The organism is Streptomyces sp. NPDC034085 (assembly GCF_055575555.1).
On record NZ_JBVISL010000001.1, the window covers coordinates 606,847 to 624,048 of the forward strand.

The 17,202-nt window shown below is 72.1% G+C and carries 16 protein-coding genes; 11 read left to right on the plus strand and 5 right to left on the minus strand.

The window, feature by feature from the left end:
* Positions 1-425 precede the first annotated feature (425 nt).
* Complete coding sequence (gene aceE, locus ACZ501_RS02860; RefSeq protein WP_361604186.1) at positions 426-3,173, plus strand: pyruvate dehydrogenase (acetyl-transferring), homodimeric type; 2,748 nt, start codon at positions 426-428, stop codon at positions 3,171-3,173.
* 139 nt (positions 3,174-3,312) lie between these two features.
* A complete protein-coding gene (locus ACZ501_RS02865) occupies positions 3,313-4,107 on the plus strand; it encodes a potassium channel family protein (protein ID WP_362459934.1) in 795 nt (264 codons plus the stop codon).
* On the opposite strand, the gene ACZ501_RS02870 is transcribed toward ACZ501_RS02865, so the two are convergent.
* Complete coding sequence (locus ACZ501_RS02870) at positions 4,088-4,477, minus strand: peptidase inhibitor family I36 protein (RefSeq protein ID WP_361604179.1); 390 nt, start codon at positions 4,475-4,477, stop codon at positions 4,088-4,090. The two genes, ACZ501_RS02865 and ACZ501_RS02870, sit on opposite strands and share 20 nt — an antisense overlap.
* Positions 4,478-4,676: 199 nt before the next feature.
* Positions 4,677-6,272 carry an MFS transporter gene (locus ACZ501_RS02875; protein ID WP_468792039.1) on the minus strand — a complete coding sequence of 532 codons (1,596 nt, stop codon included), beginning with the start codon at positions 6,270-6,272 and terminating at the stop codon, positions 4,677-4,679.
* A 143-nt stretch (positions 6,273-6,415) separates the two neighbouring features.
* Between ACZ501_RS02875 and ACZ501_RS02880 the strand changes: the two genes are divergently transcribed.
* From ACZ501_RS02880 to ACZ501_RS02890, 3 genes are all read left to right on the plus strand, one after another.
* Positions 6,416-7,102, plus strand: coding sequence for a TetR/AcrR family transcriptional regulator (locus tag ACZ501_RS02880; protein ID WP_468792042.1), 687 nt, complete (start codon positions 6,416-6,418; stop codon positions 7,100-7,102).
* 164 nt (positions 7,103-7,266) lie between these two features.
* A complete protein-coding gene (locus tag ACZ501_RS02885) occupies positions 7,267-8,496 on the plus strand; it encodes an alpha/beta hydrolase (RefSeq protein WP_468792665.1) in 1,230 nt (409 codons plus the stop codon).
* A gap of 97 nt (positions 8,497-8,593) precedes the next feature.
* Positions 8,594-9,448 carry a DUF4429 domain-containing protein gene (locus ACZ501_RS02890; protein WP_468792045.1) on the plus strand — a complete coding sequence of 285 codons (855 nt, stop codon included), beginning with the start codon at positions 8,594-8,596 and terminating at the stop codon, positions 9,446-9,448.
* Positions 9,449-9,478: 30 nt separating this feature from the next.
* On the opposite strand, the gene ACZ501_RS02895 is transcribed toward ACZ501_RS02890, so the two are convergent.
* The gene (locus ACZ501_RS02895) at positions 9,479-9,922 is read right to left on the minus strand and encodes a MerR family transcriptional regulator (RefSeq protein ID WP_361604168.1); all 444 of its coding nucleotides are present in this window, start codon (positions 9,920-9,922) and stop codon (positions 9,479-9,481) included.
* Positions 9,923-9,982: 60 nt separating this feature from the next.
* Between ACZ501_RS02895 and ACZ501_RS02900 the strand changes: the two genes are divergently transcribed.
* Entirely contained in the window at positions 9,983-10,801 is an 819-nt protein-coding gene (locus tag ACZ501_RS02900) for a serine hydrolase domain-containing protein (protein WP_362460031.1), read from the plus strand.
* Here ACZ501_RS02900 and ACZ501_RS02905 read toward each other — a convergent pair whose 3' ends face one another.
* A complete protein-coding gene (locus ACZ501_RS02905) occupies positions 10,802-11,461 on the minus strand; it encodes a pirin family protein (protein ID WP_361604165.1) in 660 nt (219 codons plus the stop codon).
* Positions 11,462-11,542: 81 nt separating this feature from the next.
* Between ACZ501_RS02905 and ACZ501_RS02910 the strand changes: the two genes are divergently transcribed.
* From ACZ501_RS02910 to fabF, 5 genes are all read left to right on the plus strand, one after another.
* Complete coding sequence (locus ACZ501_RS02910) at positions 11,543-12,754, plus strand: PucR family transcriptional regulator (RefSeq protein ID WP_361604162.1); 1,212 nt, start codon at positions 11,543-11,545, stop codon at positions 12,752-12,754.
* An 89-nt stretch (positions 12,755-12,843) separates the two neighbouring features.
* Complete coding sequence (locus tag ACZ501_RS02915; RefSeq protein ID WP_361604159.1) at positions 12,844-13,761, plus strand: ACP S-malonyltransferase; 918 nt, start codon at positions 12,844-12,846, stop codon at positions 13,759-13,761.
* A gap of 19 nt (positions 13,762-13,780) precedes the next feature.
* The gene (locus ACZ501_RS02920) at positions 13,781-14,785 is read left to right on the plus strand and encodes a ketoacyl-ACP synthase III (RefSeq protein WP_362459917.1); all 1,005 of its coding nucleotides are present in this window, start codon (positions 13,781-13,783) and stop codon (positions 14,783-14,785) included.
* A gap of 54 nt (positions 14,786-14,839) precedes the next feature.
* Positions 14,840-15,091: an acyl carrier protein gene (locus ACZ501_RS02925; protein WP_361604153.1), complete on the plus strand. Its 252-nt coding sequence runs from the start codon at positions 14,840-14,842 to the stop codon at positions 15,089-15,091.
* A gap of 79 nt (positions 15,092-15,170) precedes the next feature.
* Positions 15,171-16,448, plus strand: a complete 1,278-nt coding sequence (fabF, locus tag ACZ501_RS02930; RefSeq protein WP_361604150.1) for a beta-ketoacyl-ACP synthase II — start codon at positions 15,171-15,173, stop codon at positions 16,446-16,448.
* Between the two features lie 67 nt (positions 16,449-16,515).
* Here the strand turns inward: fabF and ACZ501_RS02935 are convergent, their stop codons facing one another.
* Positions 16,516-17,010, minus strand: a complete 495-nt coding sequence (locus ACZ501_RS02935) for a DUF3145 domain-containing protein (protein ID WP_030160508.1) — start codon at positions 17,008-17,010, stop codon at positions 16,516-16,518.
* Positions 17,011-17,202: the final 192 nt, after the last annotated feature.

Consider the following 17,202-nt stretch of genomic DNA (forward strand, 5'->3'; position numbering starts at 1 on the left):
CGGTGAATGTCTTTCGGCGGCGCGCGTACGCGCAGCATTGGGCGTAGTCCACACGGGCGCGGCGGATCGCGCAAGTACCCGGCCGCCGAGACCGTCGAAACGGTGACGATTGCGGCCGTCTCGCCGCATCTTTGAGGCTTCCCCGGCGCACCTCCGGTGATTCATCCCACACCATTCCAGCGCATTCGGCATCGCAAGAGGACTTTCCCACCTGTTTGAGGGACGAACGTGCTTACGAACCCGCTGATCGACTTGGGCGTAGGGTTGCGGTTCTGCCCGCCCCCCGGGCGGCAGCGGCACGGCTTGCCGGCGCTCCTTCGCCGCTCCAGGTGTTACCCATTGGTAGAGGTGAAGATTCCGGCCGGGCGTAAGACCATGGGAGGCGGCGACCCAAGGCACGACTCCCCCGACAGCGAAGGAACAGCGTGGCTTCCGCATCCGATCGCAACCCGATCATCATTGGCGGCCTTCCGAGCCAGGTCCCGGACTTCGATCCGGAGGAGACGCAGGAGTGGCTCGACTCCCTGGACGCCGCCGTCGACGAGCGGGGCCGTGAGCGCGCCCGCTACCTGATGCTGCGGCTGATCGAGCGGGCCCGCGAGAAGCGCGTGGCCGTGCCGGAGATGCGCAGCACGGACTACGTCAACACCATCGCCACCAAGGACGAGCCGTTCTTCCCCGGCAACGAGGAGATCGAGCGCAAGGTCCTCAACGCCACCCGCTGGAACGCCGCCGTGATGGTCTCGCGCGCCCAGCGCCCCGGGATCGGCGTCGGCGGCCACATCGCCACGTTCGCCTCCTCCGCCTCCCTCTACGACGTGGGCTTCAACCACTTCTTCCGGGGCAAGGACGAGGGCGACGGCGGCGACCAGATCTTCTTCCAGGGCCACGCCTCCCCGGGCATCTACGCCCGCGCCTACCTCCTGGACCGGCTCTCCGAGCAGCAGCTCGACGCGTTCCGGCAGGAGAAGTCGAAGGCGCCCTACGGTCTGTCCAGCTACCCGCACCCGCGGCTGATGCCGGACTTCTGGGAGTTCCCGACGGTCTCGATGGGCCTCGGCCCGCTCGGCGCCATCTACCAGGCCCGGATGAACCGGTACATGGAGGCGCGCGGCATCGCGGACACCTCCAGGTCCCACGTCTGGGCGTACCTCGGTGACGGCGAGATGGACGAGCCGGAGTCGCTCGGCCAGCTGTCCATCGCCGCCCGCGAGGGTCTGGACAACCTGACCTTCGTCGTCAACTGCAACCTCCAGCGCCTCGACGGTCCCGTCCGCGGCAACGGCAAGATCATCCAGGAGCTGGAGTCGATCTTCCGGGGCGCCGGCTGGAACGTCATCAAGCTGATCTGGGACCGCTCCTGGGACCCGCTGCTGGCCCAGGACCGCGACGGCATCCTGGTCAACAAGATGAACTCCACCCCGGACGGGCAGTTCCAGACGTACGCCACCGAGTCCGGCGCGTACATCCGCGAGCACTTCTTCGGCGGCGACCAGCGGCTGCGCGCCATGGTCGAGAACATGACCGACTACCAGATCCAGCACCTGGGCCGCGGCGGCCACGACCACAAGAAGGTCTACGCGGCGTACGCGGCGGCCAAGGCCCACAAGGGCCAGCCGACGGTGATCCTGGCGCAGACGGTCAAGGGCTGGACGCTCGGACCGAACTTCGAGGGCCGCAACGCCACGCACCAGATGAAGAAGCTGACGGTCGACGACCTCAAGCGCTTCCGCGACCGCCTGCACATCCCGATCACGGACGCGCAGCTGGAGAGCGGCGCACCGCCGTACTACCACCCGGGCCGCAACTCGCCCGAGATCCAGTACATGCACGACCAGCGCAGCGCGCACGGCGGCTACGTGCCGACGCGCGTGGTGCGCGCGAAGCCGCTGGAGCTGCCGGACGAGAAGGCCTACGCGGCGGCGAAGAAGGGTTCGGGGCAGCAGTCGATCGCCACCACGATGGCCTTCGTCCGCATCCTGAAGGACCTGATGCGGGACAAGGAGATCGGCAAGCGCTTCGTGCTGATCGCGCCCGACGAGTACCGCACCTTCGGCATGGACGCCTTCTTCCCGAGCGCCAAGATCTACAACCCGCTCGGCCAGCAGTACGAGGCGGTCGACCGCGACCTGCTGCTCGCCTACAAGGAGTCCCCGACCGGCCAGATGCTGCACGACGGCATCTCCGAGGCGGGCTGCACGGCCTCGCTGATCGCCGCGGGTTCGGCGTACGCGACGCACGGCGAGCCGCTGATCCCGGTCTACGTCTTCTACTCGATGTTCGGTTTCCAGCGCACCGGTGACCAGTTCTGGCAGATGGCCGACCAGCTGGCGCGCGGTTTCGTGCTGGGCGCGACCGCCGGCCGGACCACCCTGACGGGTGAAGGTCTCCAGCACGCCGACGGTCACTCCCAGCTGCTGGCGTCGACCAACCCGGGCTGCGTCGCGTACGACCCGGCCTACGGCTACGAGATCGCCCACATCGTCAAGGACGGTCTGCGGCGGATGTACGGGCCGACCGCGGAGAACGAGCCGGGCGAGGACGTCTTCTACTACCTGACCGTCTACAACGAGCCGATCCAGCACCCGGCCGAGCCGGCGGACGTCGACGTGGACGGCATCCTCAAGGGCATCCACCGGGTGTCGCAGGGCACCTCGGGCGCCGTCGGGGCGCAGATCCTCGCCTCGGGCGTGGCGGTGCCGTGGGCGCTGGAGGCCCAGCGGATCCTGGCGGACGAGTGGAACGTGCGGGCGGACGTCTGGTCGGCGACCTCCTGGAACGAGCTGCGCCGCGACGCCGTCGCGGTGGAGGAGCACAACCTGCTCCACCCGGAGGAGGAGCAGCGCGTCCCGTACGTGACGCAGAAGCTGTCGGGTGCGGAGGGGCCGTTCGTGGCGGTCTCGGACTGGATGCGCGCGGTGCCGGACCAGATCTCGCGCTGGGTGCCCGGTACGTACACCTCCCTGGGCGCGGACGGCTTCGGCTTCGCCGACACGCGGGGCGCGGCGCGGCGCTTCTTCCACATCGACGCCCAGTCGGTGGTGCTGGCGACGCTGACCGAGCTGGCCCGGGAGGGCAAGGTCGACCGCTCGGTGCTCAAGCAGGCGGTCGACCGCTACCAGCTGCTGGACGTGGCGGCCGCGGACCCGGGTCCGGCGGGCGGCGACGCCTGACGCCTGCGGCGGGCCGGCCGGTACCGGCCCCGCGATGGCCCCCGTCCGGATGCCGGGCGGGGGCCCGCGCGTACCCCGGCCGGGTGCCCCCGGCTCCGCCGGGGCGCCTTCGCTTTACCCGTTCCTTACGATGCTGCGCATGAAGGAAACCTCCCGCCAGCTGCTGTGGGAGCGGCGGAGCCAGACCCCGCTGCTCGTCCTCGCCGTCGCCTTCGCCGTCGCGTACGCGGTGCCGATCGTCGCCCCGGAAGCGGAGGCGTCCGTGCACCGCGCGTGCACGTACGCGGAGTGGGTGGTGTGGGGCGCCTTCGCCGTCGACTACCTCGTACGGCTGGGCCTCACGCGGGACCGCGGGCACTTCGTGCGCACGCACTGGCTGGACCTGGCCGCGGTGGTGCTGCCGCTGGTCCAGCCGCTGCGGCTGCTGCGGCTGGTGGCGACGTTGCTGCTGGTGGGGCGGCGGGCCCGGATGGCTCCGCAGGTCCGGCTGACCACCTATGTGGCCGGTGCGGTGGTGGGGCTGCTGATGTTCGGCTCGCTGGCGGTGCTGAGCGTGGAGCGGGACGCCCCCGAGGGCAACATCAGGAACCTCGGCGACGCGGTGTGGTGGTCCTTCACCACGATGACCACCGTCGGGTACGGGGACCACTCCCCCACCACCGGTCTGGGCCGGGTGCTGGCGGTCGGGCTGATGCTGTCGGGGATCGCCCTGCTCGGTGTGGTGACCGCCAACATCGCCGCCTGGTTCATCGCCCGCTTCGAACGCGACGACCAGGTGGAGCGGCTCCAGCTGGAGGCCATCCGGGAACTCCAGGCGGAGGTACGGGCGCTGCGTGCGGAAGTGTCCCTGCTGGGCGGCGGCGGCCAGGGCGCGATGCCCGCGCAGACCGCCGCCGCCGGCGAGCAGGCGGGGGCTACCGCTCCCAGATCTTGAACGCCTTGATCTGGTAGGCGGACTGGGGCAGCCAGATGCCGTCGCCCGGGTAGGTCTGGAACTCCCCGGTCTCCGCGCACACGTCCGACTGGTACGTGGTCACCGGGCGCCCGGTCCGGTTGACGAGCGACTGGTAGGCGGCCCCGGCGGGCCCCGGGGGGAGCGCGGTGCAGCTGTTGATGTCGAGGGTGCTCAGGTCGTAGGTCTGCTTGGTGCCCTTGAAGTCCGGTTTCAGCCACAGGCACAGCTGCCCGGTGGCGCAGGGCGGGCCGGCGGCGTGGGCGTCGGCGGCCGTGCCGGGGATCAGGGTGGCGGCGGCCAGCAGGGCGGCGGCGACGGTGATGACGCGTGCGGTGCTCCACGTACGCATGACGGGGTCAGCTCCTCCTTGACGGACGGGCCCCGGACCGTTTCCGGTGCTCCGTCGACACCACGCTGACCTGCGGCGACGGCCGGGCGGAAGGGGCTCGGCGCGGGTCCATCCTGATAGGCGACAGCCCCGCCGGAACCGCCCGGCGGGGCTGTGGCGGGCGCGGGGTTGACGGGCCCGTAACGCCGGTCGGAGCTGCTCAGATGTGGGCCGCACCGCCCGCGCCGGCCTCGGCGTTCTGCCCGCGCTTGGTGAAGCAGGCGACGATCGCGGCGAGGACGGCGACGGCTCCGGCGCACGTGAAGGCCGTGCTCATACCGGACACGAAGGTGTCGTGGGCGACGGTGGAGATGGCCTGGGCGACCGGCTCGGGGAGGCCGGGCGGGACGGGGGCGATGCCGACCTGGACTCCCTTCTCGGCGAGTTCGAGCTGCTCCGGGGTGAGCGGGGGCAGGTTCGCCCGCTGCCAGTTGTCCCCGAAAGTGTCACTGACCTCGGCGGCCATGACCGCGCCGAGGACGGCCGTGCCGAGGCTGCCGCCGACCTGCATGGCGGCCTGCTGGAGGCCGCCGGCCACGCCGGACAGCTCGAGCGGGGCGTTGCCGACGATGACCTCGGTGGCGCCGACCATGACGGGGGCGAGGCCGAGGCCGAGCAGGGCGAACCAGAGCGACATGGTGAGGGTGCCGGTGTCCGGGGTGAGCCGGGCCATCCCGAAGCAGGCGACGGCGGTGGCGGCCATGCCGGCGACGAGCGGCACGCGCGGGCCGACCTTGGTGATGGCGGCGCCGGCCAGCGGCGAGCCGATGATCATCATGCCGGTGAGCGGCAGCAGGTGCAGGCCGCTGTCGACCGGGCTCATGCCGTGCACGTTCTGCAGGTAGAAGGTGACGAAGAACAGGCCGCCCATGAAGGCGAAGGCCATCAGGACCATCAGCACGGTGCCGGCGGACAGCGGCAGCGAGCGGAACATGCCGAGCGGGATCAGCGGCTCGGAGACCTTGGTCTCCCAGAGCGCGAAGAGCACGAAGCACACCACGGACCCGCCGAGGAAGAGCAGGGTCCTGGTGTCGCCCCAGCCCCACTCGGCGGCCTTGATGAGCGCCCAGATCAGGGAGAACATCGCGGCCGACAGGAGCGCGATGCCCGGCAGGTCGAAGGAGCGCGGGGCGTTCTCGGCGCGGTGGTCGAGCAGGATGAACAGGCCGAACAGCAGCGCGATCACTCCGACCGGCACGTTGATGAAGAAGACGGACTGCCAGCTGACGTGCTCGACGAGCAGGCCGCCGACGATGGGCCCGGCGGCGGTCGAGGCGCCGATGACCATGCCCCAGATGCCGATGGCCATGTTGAGCTTCTCGGCGGGGAACGTGGCGCGCAGCAGGCCGAGGGCGGCCGGCATCAGCAGGGCGCCGAAGAGGCCCTGGGCGACGCGGAAGCCGATGACGAGCCCGACCCCGGTGGACAGGCCGATCGCGGCCGAGGAGAGCGCGAAGCCGGCGATGCCGATGAGGAAGGTCTGGCGGTGCCCGAAGCGGTCGCCGAGCTTGCCGGCGGTGATCAGGGAGACCGCGAGGGCCAGCAGGTAGCCATTGGTGATCCACTGCACTTCGGCGAGGCTGGCGCCGAGGTCCTTCTGGATCGCGGGGTTGGCGACGGCGACGATCGTGCCGTCGAGGGTGACCATCATGACCCCGATCGCCACCGCGAACAGGGTCAACCACGGGTGGCCGCGCAGTCCGGCACGCGCCGGGGCGGGGCCTGAGTCCTTGGCGAGGGTGATCTGACCAGTCATACGAACAGGCTAATGACAGCGGCTGACACTTCACAGACGGCTCAACGCGGCAGCGGCTGTCAGGTCCGTCACAGGTACCCTGACCGCTTACTCAGCGTCAGATCGAGCCCGTGCGCTCGGGATCAGAGAGGACCCCCGCGGTGATGACCGACGAGCGGCCCGCGCCGGTGGCCGGACTGCGCGAGCGCAAGAAACGGCGCACCCGGGACGCGCTGCTGCGCGCCGCGCTGCTCCTGTTCATCTCGCAGGGCTACGAACGGACCACGGTCGACGAGATCACCGACACCGTGGAGGTGTCCCAGCGCACCTTCTTCCGCTACTTCGCCAACAAGGAAGAGGTCGCGTTCGCCGTCCAGGACCTGGTCGAGTCCCACTTCCTGGCCGCCCTGCGGGCCCGGCCGGCGGACGAGGCCCCGCTGGAGGCCATGCGCAACGCGGTGCTGGCCGCCTGGGACACCGTCGAGGAGGCCATCTCCGACGTCGTGCCCATCGACCTCTACATGCGGGGCTACCAGCTGATCGAGTCCACCCCGGCCCTGCTCGCCGTCCACCTGCGGCGCTCGACCGAGCTGGAGGAGGAGATCGCCCGGCTGATCGCCGCCCGCGAGGGGGCCGACCTGGACACCGACCCGCGGCCCCGGGTGGCGGTCGCCGCGTTCTGCGGGGTCATGCGGGTCACCGGCCGGCTCTGGGGCCAGGGCGAGGACACCAGCGTGGCCGCGATCCGGCGGATGACCGAGGCCTACCTCGACCAGATCGGCCCGGCCCTCGCGGCGGACTGGCGCCGCCCGCCGGTCGCCGTCCGGAACGAGCCGAAGGACACGGCCTAGGAGTGGCGCCGACGGCCGTCGCGGCGCCCGCGCCCATCCGGCCCGGAGGCCGTCCGGCGCAACGGAGCGTGACCGGCCGGGAGATGTGTCCCACGACCGGCCGTGAGCCCGGTCACCCGGCACGCCACGGCCTCCAGCGGTCTTTTAGTCTGGCTCCAGTGAAACTGCCCGGCCGCCCCGCCCCCACTTTCCCGGACGCCCCCGCGCGTCCCGCCGCCCTGCGCGCCCTGCTCGCGCTCGCGGTCGTGTTCCTGATGCTGGCGACGACCGGCTGGACCGCCGTGCACCGCCCCGACACCGGGATCCAGGCGCGGGCCGCCGAGCTCACCGCGTGGGCCGCGGCCCGGATCGACGGCCGGGCCGTGCCGCCCGCCGACGCCCCCGTACGGACGGTGGCCCGCTTCTTCGCCGGGCTCGACGGCGCCCAGCGCGCCCACCTCGCCGACGGCTACCCGCTCGTGGTCGGCAACCTCGACGGGGCCCCCGCCGAGACCCGCTACCGGGCCAACCGCCGCTCCCTGGCGCGGGCCGCGCGGGCGGAGGAGTCCCGCGGCCGGGACGTCGCCCTGACCCCCGCCGACCGCGCCACGGCCGTCCGGCGCGCCCACCGCTTCGAGTCCCTCGCCGAGCCCGGCCGGCAGATCCTCGTCTTCGACCCCACCGGCGGCGGCCTCGTGGCCGAGGTCTTCGGCGACCTCGCGTCCGCCCGCCGGGTCTCGGTGGTCGTCCCCGGCGTCGACACCGACGCCGTCACCTTCGAGCGCAGCCAGCGCCGCCTCACCGCCCCCGCCGGCATGGGGCGGTCCCTGTACGAGGCCGAGCGCGCGGCCGCGCCGGCCGGCCGCACCGCCGTCATCGCCTGGGCCGGCTACACCGCCCCCACCGGGGTCGGCGTGGACGCCGCCACCGGTCGGCTCGCCGTCCAGGGCGCCGTACGGCTGGAATCCCTGGCCGCGGCCCTGCCCGGGGACGCGAGCGTGGCCCTGTTCTGCCACAGCTACGGGTCGGTCGTGTGCGGGGTGGCCGCGCACCGGCTGCCGGCCCGGGTGACCGACCTGGTGGTCGCGGGCAGCCCCGGCATGCGCACCGACAACGCCGCCGGCCTGCACACCACCGCGCGCGTCTGGGCGATGCGCGACGAGGGCGACTGGATCTCCGGCGTGCCGCACCTGGAGGTCGGCGGGGTGGGCCACGGCGCGGACCCGGTGTCCCCCGCCTTCGGCGCGCGGCTGCTGTCCTCCGAGGGCGCCCGCAGCCACACCGGCTATTTCGAGCCAGGTACGGCCTCCCTGGGCAACTTCGCCAAGATCGGAACCGGCGCCTTCGGTTCCGTCGCGTGCGCGAACGGAACCGACGACTGCCGGCTCGGAATTTCCGGCACGCAGGGTGACTGACGGGGACACCCCCCGCCCCGCACCCGTAGCAAGCCGAAAAAACCGGGCCGGATGACGAGGGGGACGCGCGGGGGCGTGTCCCTTTACGATGTGCCGCATGGGTGACGTACTGGCCGGAAATCATGCCGTCTGGGAGTTCGACTCGGACTCGGTGCTCATCCGCTTCGCACGGGGGATGCGAACTCCACGCCTCTGGCACGCACTGGGCGAGCGCCGGATCCCCCTGGAAGCGCTGTCCGGGATCGATGTGAGCGCCGCCGCCGGGGCGATGGGCCGGCGGGACACGGTCGTGCTGCGCGCCGTACCGCGCGCGGGCGCCGATCCGCTGATGGAGGCTGCCGCCGGGCAGCTGAAGGAGGGCTGCGACCCGTACCGGCTGGTGCTGCCCGCGGACCGGGCGCCGCAGGCCGCGGCCTTCGCCGACGCGGTGCGCGGGCGGCTGGGGCCCCGTGCCGCCGAGCCCGCCGACCGCTTCCTCGTCGGGGTGGCGCGGCCGCCGCTCCAGCTGAAGGCGTACGACGCCCGGGTGGGCTTCGACGGCTCCGCGGTCACCTTCCAGTGGTCCCGCACCGGGGCCAGCAGCGCCAAGTGGCGGGCGGGCGACCAGCGGTTCGCGCTGGCCGGCCTGTCCGGCGTCGAGTGGGCCTCCCCGGACCGCCCGGGCGGCGGCCACCTGCGGCTGCGGCCCCGCGACGCCGCCGGGGACCCCGCGCCGCCGGACCACGACCTCGCGGCCGCGGTGTTCGGGGCCGGGTACGGGGCGGTGCACGAGTCCCTGCCGTTCGCGGCCGCCGTCCTCGCCGCGCTGCGGGAGCGGGCGCCGGTGGGCGCGGTGCCGCGCGCCCGGACGTCCGACGACCGGCTGACCCACCTGAGCGAGCTGCACAGCACGGGGCTGCTGACGGACGCCGAGTACGCGGCGCTGCGCGACCGCTTCGCCGCGGGAGCCTGAGCGCCTACCGGGGGCGCGGACGGCGCTCCGTCACGCCTGGGCCGTCCGCGCGGCCGCGTCCCCCGAGCGCCGGCCCGCCGTGTCCGTGCACGTCCCGTTCAGCGCGTACATGCTGATCTTCAGGTCGAGGACGCCGAGCGCGTCCGTCAGCTCCGCGAGCCGCGCCCGGACCTCGCGGCGCGTGCGCTCCAGCAGCTCCCGGCGCTCGTCCACGGTGTGCTCCCCCTCGCGGACGAGTTCGGCGTAGCGCACCATGTCCGCCACCGACATCCCGGTGGCGCGCAGCTTGCCCACGAACGCCAGCCAGCCGAGGTCCTTGTCGCTGAACCGCCGCTGTCCCGAATGGGAGCGGTCCACGTGCGGCATCAGGCCGATCCGCTCGTACCAGCGCAGGGTGTGCTGGGTCAGACCGGTCCGGGCCTCGACCTCGCTGATCGTGTACCGCGTCTGCGTCTGCGTCTGCGTCAGGCTCATGGCCCTACGCTAAAACCCTGGAGTGCACTCCAAGCAAGTAGGCTCGGCCGCATGGAGAGCATGGAGAGCCTGCGGGCCATCGACACCTGGCCGGTACCGTCCGCCGCGGCGGCCGTCGTACGCGCCGACGGGAGCCTGGCCGGCTCCCACGGTGACACGGCCCGCCGCTTCCCGCTGGCCTCGGTCACCAAGCCGCTCGCCGCGTACGCCGTCCTCGTCGCGTACGAGGAGGGGGCGCTCGAACTGGACGAGCCGGCCGGACCCGAGGGGTCGACGGTCCGTCACCTCCTCGCGCACACCAGCGGCCTGGCCTTCGACGAGCACCGTGCCGCGGCCCCGCCCGGGCAGCGCCGGCTGTACTCCAACGCCGGTTTCGAGGTGCTCGGCGACCACCTCGCGAAGGCCACCGGCATCCCCTTCGCGGAGTACCTGCACCAGGCCGTCTTCGAGCCGCTCGGCATGGCCTCCTCCAGCCTGGAGGGCTCCCCCGCCAAGGACGGCGTCTCCACCGTCGCCGACCTCGCCCGCTTCGCCGCCGAACTCCAGGCGCCCCGGCTGCTCGACGTCCGTACCGTCGCCGAGGCCACCTCCGTGGTCCACCCCGGCCTCAAGGGCGTCCTGCCGGGCTACGGGCACCAGTCGCCCAACGACTGGGGCCTGGGCCTGGAGATCCGTGACGGCAAGTCCCCGCACTGGACGGGCCTGACGTCCTCCCCGCGCACCTTCGGCCACTTCGGCCAGTCCGGCACCTTCCTGTGGGTGGACCCCGACGTCCGCGCCGCCTGCGTGGCACTGACCGACCGCGCCTTCGGCCCCTGGGCCGTCGAGGCCTGGACCCCGTTCACCGACGCGGTCCTCGCCGAGCTGCGCGCGGCCTAGCTAGGCCGGCAGCTCCCAGATCAGCAGCTCGCCCGGGGACCCGGCGGTGATCTCCAGGTCCTTCTCGCCGGTGATCCGCGCCGAGTCCCCCGGGCCCAGTTCCTGCCCGTCGAGCCGCAGGTCCCCGCGCACCACGTGCAGGTAGACCCGTTCCGCCGGCGGTACGGGGACCCGCTCGCCCGCGCCCGGCCGCCGCACGTGCAGCACGGCGCCCGCCGCCGGGACCTCGTACGGGGTGCCGTCCGCGAGGTCCCGTACGACCTCGTACGCGGGCTCCCCTCCGGCCGTCAGCGGCGCGAGCCACGTCTGCACGAACCGCAGCGGCACCCCGGCGTCGTTGCGCTCCACGTGCCGCGCCCCGGATCCGGCGCCCAGCCGCTGGACGTCGCCGGGCCGGACGGTGCCGGTGTGGGCGCCGGTGCTGTCCTCGTGGGTGAGCTCGCCCTCCACCACCCAGGTGACGATCTCGGTGTGGCTGTGCGGGTGCTCGTCGAAGCCGGCGCCCGGGGCCAGGCTCTCCTCGTTGCAGGCCAGCACCGGACCGAAGCGGATGTTGTCGGGGTCGTAGAAGGACCCGAAGGAGAACGCGTGGCGGGTGGTGATCCCGGCGGCCGGATCCCCTCCCGCGTACCGGTCGGCGGCGCGGCGTACATCGATCATGGGGGCCACCGTATCCGCAGCCGGGAGCCCGGCACGCGGACCCGAGTCCGCGCCGGTGCGCCGATAAGGCAGTCTTGTCCCGTGCCCCAACCCGAACGTGAGCAGTCCCCCGACAGCCGTCCCGTGCATCCGGTCCACCCGCACACCGCGACGCTGCGCCGGCTGGAGAAGTCCGCCGGGCGGCTCGCCGCCAACGCCATCGCGCGGATGGACGAGAACCTGCCCTGGTACCGGGCGATGCCTCCGGAGAACCGGTCGTGGATCGGCCTGGTCGCGCAGGCCGGCATCGCGGCCTTCACGGAGTGGTTCCGGCACCCGGAGACCCCGCAGGCCATCTCCACCGACGTCTTCGGGACGGCCCCGCGCGAGCTGACCCGGGCGATCACGCTGCGCCAGACCGTCGAGATGGTCCGTACGACGATCGAGGTCATGGAGGCCGCGATCGACGAGGTGGCGGCCCCCGGCGACGAGTCGATCCTGCGCGAGGCACTGCTGGTGTACGCCCGGGAGATCGCCTTCGCCACCGCCCAGGTCTACGCCCAGGCCGCCGAGGCACGCGGGGCGTGGGACGCCCGGCTGGAGTCCCTGGTCGTGAACGCGGTGCTGTCGGGCGAGGCCGACGAGGGCGCGCTGTCGCGGGCGGCGGCGCTCGGCTGGAACTCTCCGGAGCACGTGTGCGTGGTCCTGGGCACCGCCCCGGAGGGGGACAGCGAGCTGACGGTGGAGGCGATCCGCCGTGCGGCCCGCCACCACAAGCTCCAGGTGCTCACCGGGGTGCTCGGCGACCGCCTGGTGGTGATCGCGGGCGGCAGCGACAACCCGATGCAGGTGGCGAAGTCCCTGATCGGGCCGTTCGCGGCGGGTCCGGTGGTGGCGGGGCCGGTGGTCCCCGACCTGTTGAACGCGACGAAGTCCGCGCAGGCCGCGGCGGCCGGGCTGAAGGCCTGCACGGCCTGGCAGGACGCGCCGCGTCCCGTGCTGGCGGACGATCTGCTGCCGGAGCGCGCGATCGCCTCGGATCCGTCGGCCAGGGAACAGCTGGTGGAGGAGATCTACAGACCGCTGGAGGAAGCGGGCTCGGCGCTGCTGGAGACGCTGAGCGTCTATCTGGAGCAGGCCAGCAGTCTGGAGGGGGCGGCACGGATGCTCTTCGTGCACCCCAACACGGTGCGCTACCGGCTCCGACGTGTGACCGACGTCACCGGCTGGTCACCGTCGGATGTCCGGTCGGCGTTCACGCTGCGGATCGCCCTGATCCTGGGGCGTCTGGCCGACGGAGATCCTCAGTCCTAGACTTTTGTCGGACATCGACAATTACCCCGACCGTTCTTCGTCCCTGTCCCCACGGGCGGCGGAGACCATCCACAAGAGAGAGTGTGAGGGTGCTCGTACTCGTCGCTCCAGGCCAAGGCGCTCAGACGCCCGGCTTCCTGACTCCCTGGCTCGAACTCCCCGGCGCCGCCGAGCGCGTGGCGGGGTGGTCCGACGCCATCGGGCTCGACCTCGCCCACTACGGCACGAACGCCGACGCGGACGAGATCCGCGACACGGCCGTGGCCCAGCCGCTGCTGGTCGCGGCAGGCCTGCTGTCCGCCTCCGCGCTCGGTTCGCCGGCGGCCTTCGGTGCCGTCGCCGGCCACAGCGTCGGTGAGATCACCGCTGCCGCCGTCGCCGGTGTGCTGAGCGAGGGCGACGCGCTGTCCTTCGTACGCACCCGCGGTCTCGGCATGGCCGAGGCCGCCGCCGTCACCGAGACGGGCATGGCCGCGGTGCTCGGCGGCGACCGCGACGTGGTCGTCGCGCACCTGGAGAAGCTGGGCCTGACCCCGGCCAACATCAACGGCGCGGGCCAGATCGTGGCCGCCGGCACCAAGGAGCAGATCGAGGCCCTGGTCGCCGAGAAGCCCGAGGGCTCCATGAAGGTCGTGACGCTCCAGGTCGCGGGCGCCTTCCACACGCACCACATGGCCCCCGCGGTCACCACGCTGGAGAAGGCCGCCGAGGCCCTCTCCCCGGCCGACCCGGCGATGGCGTACGTTTCGAACAAGGACGGCCTCGTCGTCACCTCGGGCGCCGACGTCGTCGCCCGCCTGGTCGGCCAGGTCGCGAACCCGGTTCGCTGGGACCTGTGCATGGAGACGTTCGCCGAGCTCGGCGTCACCGGGATCGTCGAACTGTCCCCGGGCGGGACCCTCACCGGTCTGGCCAAGCGCGCGCTCAAGGGCGTGCCGAGCGTGGCACTGAAGACGCCGGACGATCTCGACAAGGCCGCGGCGCTCATCGCCGAGCAGTCGGCCTGAGAGAAGGAGCCCACACAGCATGTCCAAGATCAAGCCGGCCAAGGGCTCCCCGTACGCCCGCATCCTCGGCGTCGGCGGCTACCGTCCGACCCGTGTGGTGCCCAACGAGGTCATCCTCGAGACGATCGACTCGTCCGACGAGTGGATCCGCTCCCGCTCCGGCATCGCGTCCCGGCACTGGGCCTCGCCCGAGGAGACGGTCTCCGCGATGTCGGTGGAGGCTTCCGGCAAGGCGCTCGCCGACGCCGGGGTCTCCCCCGAGCAGATCGGCGCGGTGATCGTCTCGACGGTCTCGCACTTCAAGCAGACCCCGGCCGTCGCGACCGACATCGCGCACCGGATCGGCGCGGGCAAGCCCGCGGCCTTCGACATCTCCGCGGGCTGTGCCGGCTTCGGCTACGGCCTGACGCTCGCCAAGGGCATGGTGGTGGAAGGTTCCGCCGAGTACGTGCTCGTCATCGGCGTCGAGCGGCTCTCGGACCTGACCGACCTGGAGGACCGCGCGACGGCCTTCCTGTTCGGCGACGGCGCCGGCGCCGTGGTCGTCGGCCCCTCGGACGAGCCGGCCATCGGCCCCACGGTGTGGGGCTCGGAGGGCGACAAGTCCGAGACCATCAAGCAGACCGTGCCGTGGGACGAGTACCTCGGCAAGGACGGCGGCGAGAAGTTCCCGGCCATCACGCAGGAGGGCCAGGCGGTCTTCCGCTGGGCCGTCTTCGAGATGGCCAAGGTGGCCCAGCAGGCGCTCGACGCCGCCGGGATCACCCCGGATGACCTGGACGTCTTCATTCCGCACCAGGCCAACATGCGGATCATCGACTCGATGGTGAAGACTCTCAAGCTGCCGGAGCACGTCACGGTCGCCCGTGACGTGGAAACCACCGGCAACACGTCGGCCGCCTCGATCCCGCTCGCCATGGAGCGGCTCCTGGCGACCGGAGCGGCGAAGAGCGGCGACACCGCGCTCGTCATCGGCTTCGGGGCGGGGCTCGTCTACGCCGCGACGGTCGTTACCCTCCCCTAGGGCCGGGATCACTTCCCGCCCTGATCCACCAGTTAGCTACAGAAGGAGCGCCACATGGCCGCCACGCAGGACGAAATCGTCGAGGGTCTCGCGGAGATCGTCAACGAGATCGCGGGCATCCCGGTCGAGGACGTCGAGATCGGCAAGTCCTTCACCGACGACCTGGACGTCGACTCGCTCTCCATGGTCGAGGTCGTCGTCGCCGCCGAAGAGCGCTTCGACGTCAAGATCCCGGACGAGGACGTCAAGAACCTCAAGACGGTCGGCGACGCCGCTGACTACATCCTGAAGCACCAGGCCGCCTGAGCCTGACGAGCGTTTGTCGCCACCCGGCGGTGGCGCCGTGACAATTCAGCACCCCCTGAGACGTGGAGAAAGAATTCCTGTGAGCCCGACCAATCGCACCGTGGTCGTCACCGGTATCGGCGCAACCACTCCGCTGGGTGGCGACAGCGCTTCGACCTGGGAAGGTCTGCTCGCCGGCCGGTCCGGCGTCTCGCCCCTGGAGGGCGAGCGCTTCGCCGAACTGCCGGTCCGCATCGCCGCCCAGGCCGCCGTGGACCCGGGCGAGGTACTGCCCCGCCCGCTGGCCCGCAAGCTCGACCGCTCGGCGCAGTTCGCCCTCATCGCGGCCCGCGAGGCCTGGGCCGACGCGGGTTACACCGCCCCGGCCGGTACCGCGGACAGCGAGGGCCCGACCGTCGTCCCCGAGCGTCTGGGTACCGTGATCGCCTCCGGCATCGGCGGTGTCACCACCCTGCTCGACCAGTACGACGTACTGAAGGAGAAGGGTGTGCGCCGGGTCTCCCCGCACACCGTTCCCATGCTCATGCCGAACGGCCCCTCGGCCAACGTCGGTCTCGAGGTCAACGCCCGCGCCGGTGTGCACACCCCGGTCAGCGCGTGCGCGTCGGGCGCCGAGGCCATCGGGTACGCGGTCGAGATGATCCGTACCGGCCGCGCCGACGTGGTCGTCGCCGGCGGTACCGAGGCGGCGATCCACCCGCTGCCCATCGCGGCGTTCGCCAACATGATGGCGATGTCCAAGAACAACGAGAGCCCCACCACGGCCTCCCGCCCGTACGACAAGGCCCGCGACGGCTTCGTCCTCGGCGAGGGCGCCGGTGTCGTGGTGCTGGAGTCCGCCGAGCACGCCGCCGCGCGCGGTGCCCGGGTCTACTGCGAGGTGCTGGGCCAGGGCCTGTCCGCGGACAGCCACCACATCGCACAGCCGGAGCCGACGGGCCGCGGTGTCGCGGCCGCCGTGCAGAACCTGCTCGACAACACGCAGCTGGACCCGTCCGAGCTGGTCCACGTGAACGCGCACGCCACGTCCACCCCGCAGGGTGACACGGCGGAGCTCAAGGCCCTGCGCAAGGTCCTGGGCGACGACCTGGACCACATCGCGATCTCCGCGACGAAGTCGATGACCGGCCACCTGCTGGGCGGCGCGGGCGGTATCGAGACCGTCGCGACCGTGCTGGCGCTGTACCACCGGATCGCCCCGCCGACCATCAACGTCGACGAGCTGGACGAGGACATCGACGCGGACATCGTGCGCGGCGAGCCCCGCAAGCTGCCGGTCGACGGCCCGATCTCCGCGATCAACAACTCCTTCGGCTTCGGCGGCCACAACGTCTCCCTCGCCTTCCGCACCGTCTGAAGGCAGAGACCGTAAGAGGATGGCCCCCGCCCGGCGCTGCCGGGCGGGGGCCATCCTCTTACCGGTTTCAGACCACCTGGTGGAGCCAGCGGACCGGGGCGCCCTCGCCGGCGTAGCGGAAGGGCTCCAGCTCGTCGTCCCACGGCTTGCCCAGCAGCTTGGCGATCTCCGCCTCCAGGTCGGTCTCGCCGCGCGCGGAGCGGGCCAGCGCGGCGCGCAGCCGGTCCTCGGGGATCAGGATGTCCCCGTGCATGCCGGTGACGGCGTGGAAGATGCCGAGCTCCGGGGTGGAGCTGTAGCGCTCGCCCTCGGCGGTCGGGCAGGGTTCGGCGGTCACCTCGAAGCGCAGCAGGTGCCATCCGCGCAGGGCGGAGGCGAGTTTCGAGGCGGTTCCCGCCTCTGCCTGCCAGGAGAACTCGGCTCTCCAGGTGCCGGGGGAGGCGGGCTGTCTGATCCAGTCGAGGTTCACCCGCACCCCGAGCACCCCCGCAACAGCCCATTCCACGTGCGGGCAGAGCGCGCGCGGTGCGGAATGCACGTACAGAACTCCACGTGTCGTCACCGGGACCTCCAGTGTGGGACGAGGTCGGGAATAAACTCCAGAAAACGGACAGTATGTGACGTGATGTAATGTAACGGAAATTATTTGACATTGCGTTGCGGCACCGGCGGCCGAAACGCCACGGGAAAAAGCTACCGTGCGCCAGGGGGCATGGTGTGACGTACGGTCGCTCCGAGGCCCGTAAACACCGAG

Coding starts and splice junctions, on each gene's coding strand:
- ACZ501_RS02925 (WP_361604153.1), top strand. CDS start 14,840: ATGGCCGCCACGCAGGACGAAATCGTCGAGGGTCTCGCGGAGATCGTC.
- ACZ501_RS02870 (WP_361604179.1), bottom strand. CDS start 4,477: ATGCGTACGTGGAGCACCGCACGCGTCATCACCGTCGCCGCCGCCCTG.
- ACZ501_RS02895 (WP_361604168.1), bottom strand. CDS start 9,922: ATGAGCCTGACGCAGACGCAGACGCAGACGCGGTACACGATCAGCGAG.
- ACZ501_RS02905 (WP_361604165.1), bottom strand. CDS start 11,461: ATGATCGATGTACGCCGCGCCGCCGACCGGTACGCGGGAGGGGATCCG.
- ACZ501_RS02900 (WP_362460031.1), top strand. CDS start 9,983: ATGGAGAGCCTGCGGGCCATCGACACCTGGCCGGTACCGTCCGCCGCG.
- ACZ501_RS02865 (WP_362459934.1), top strand. CDS start 3,313: ATGAAGGAAACCTCCCGCCAGCTGCTGTGGGAGCGGCGGAGCCAGACC.
- ACZ501_RS02890 (WP_468792045.1), top strand. CDS start 8,594: ATGGGTGACGTACTGGCCGGAAATCATGCCGTCTGGGAGTTCGACTCG.
- ACZ501_RS02880 (WP_468792042.1), top strand. CDS start 6,416: ATGACCGACGAGCGGCCCGCGCCGGTGGCCGGACTGCGCGAGCGCAAG.
- ACZ501_RS02875 (WP_468792039.1), bottom strand. CDS start 6,272: ATGACTGGTCAGATCACCCTCGCCAAGGACTCAGGCCCCGCCCCGGCG.
- ACZ501_RS02920 (WP_362459917.1), top strand. CDS start 13,781: ATGTCCAAGATCAAGCCGGCCAAGGGCTCCCCGTACGCCCGCATCCTC.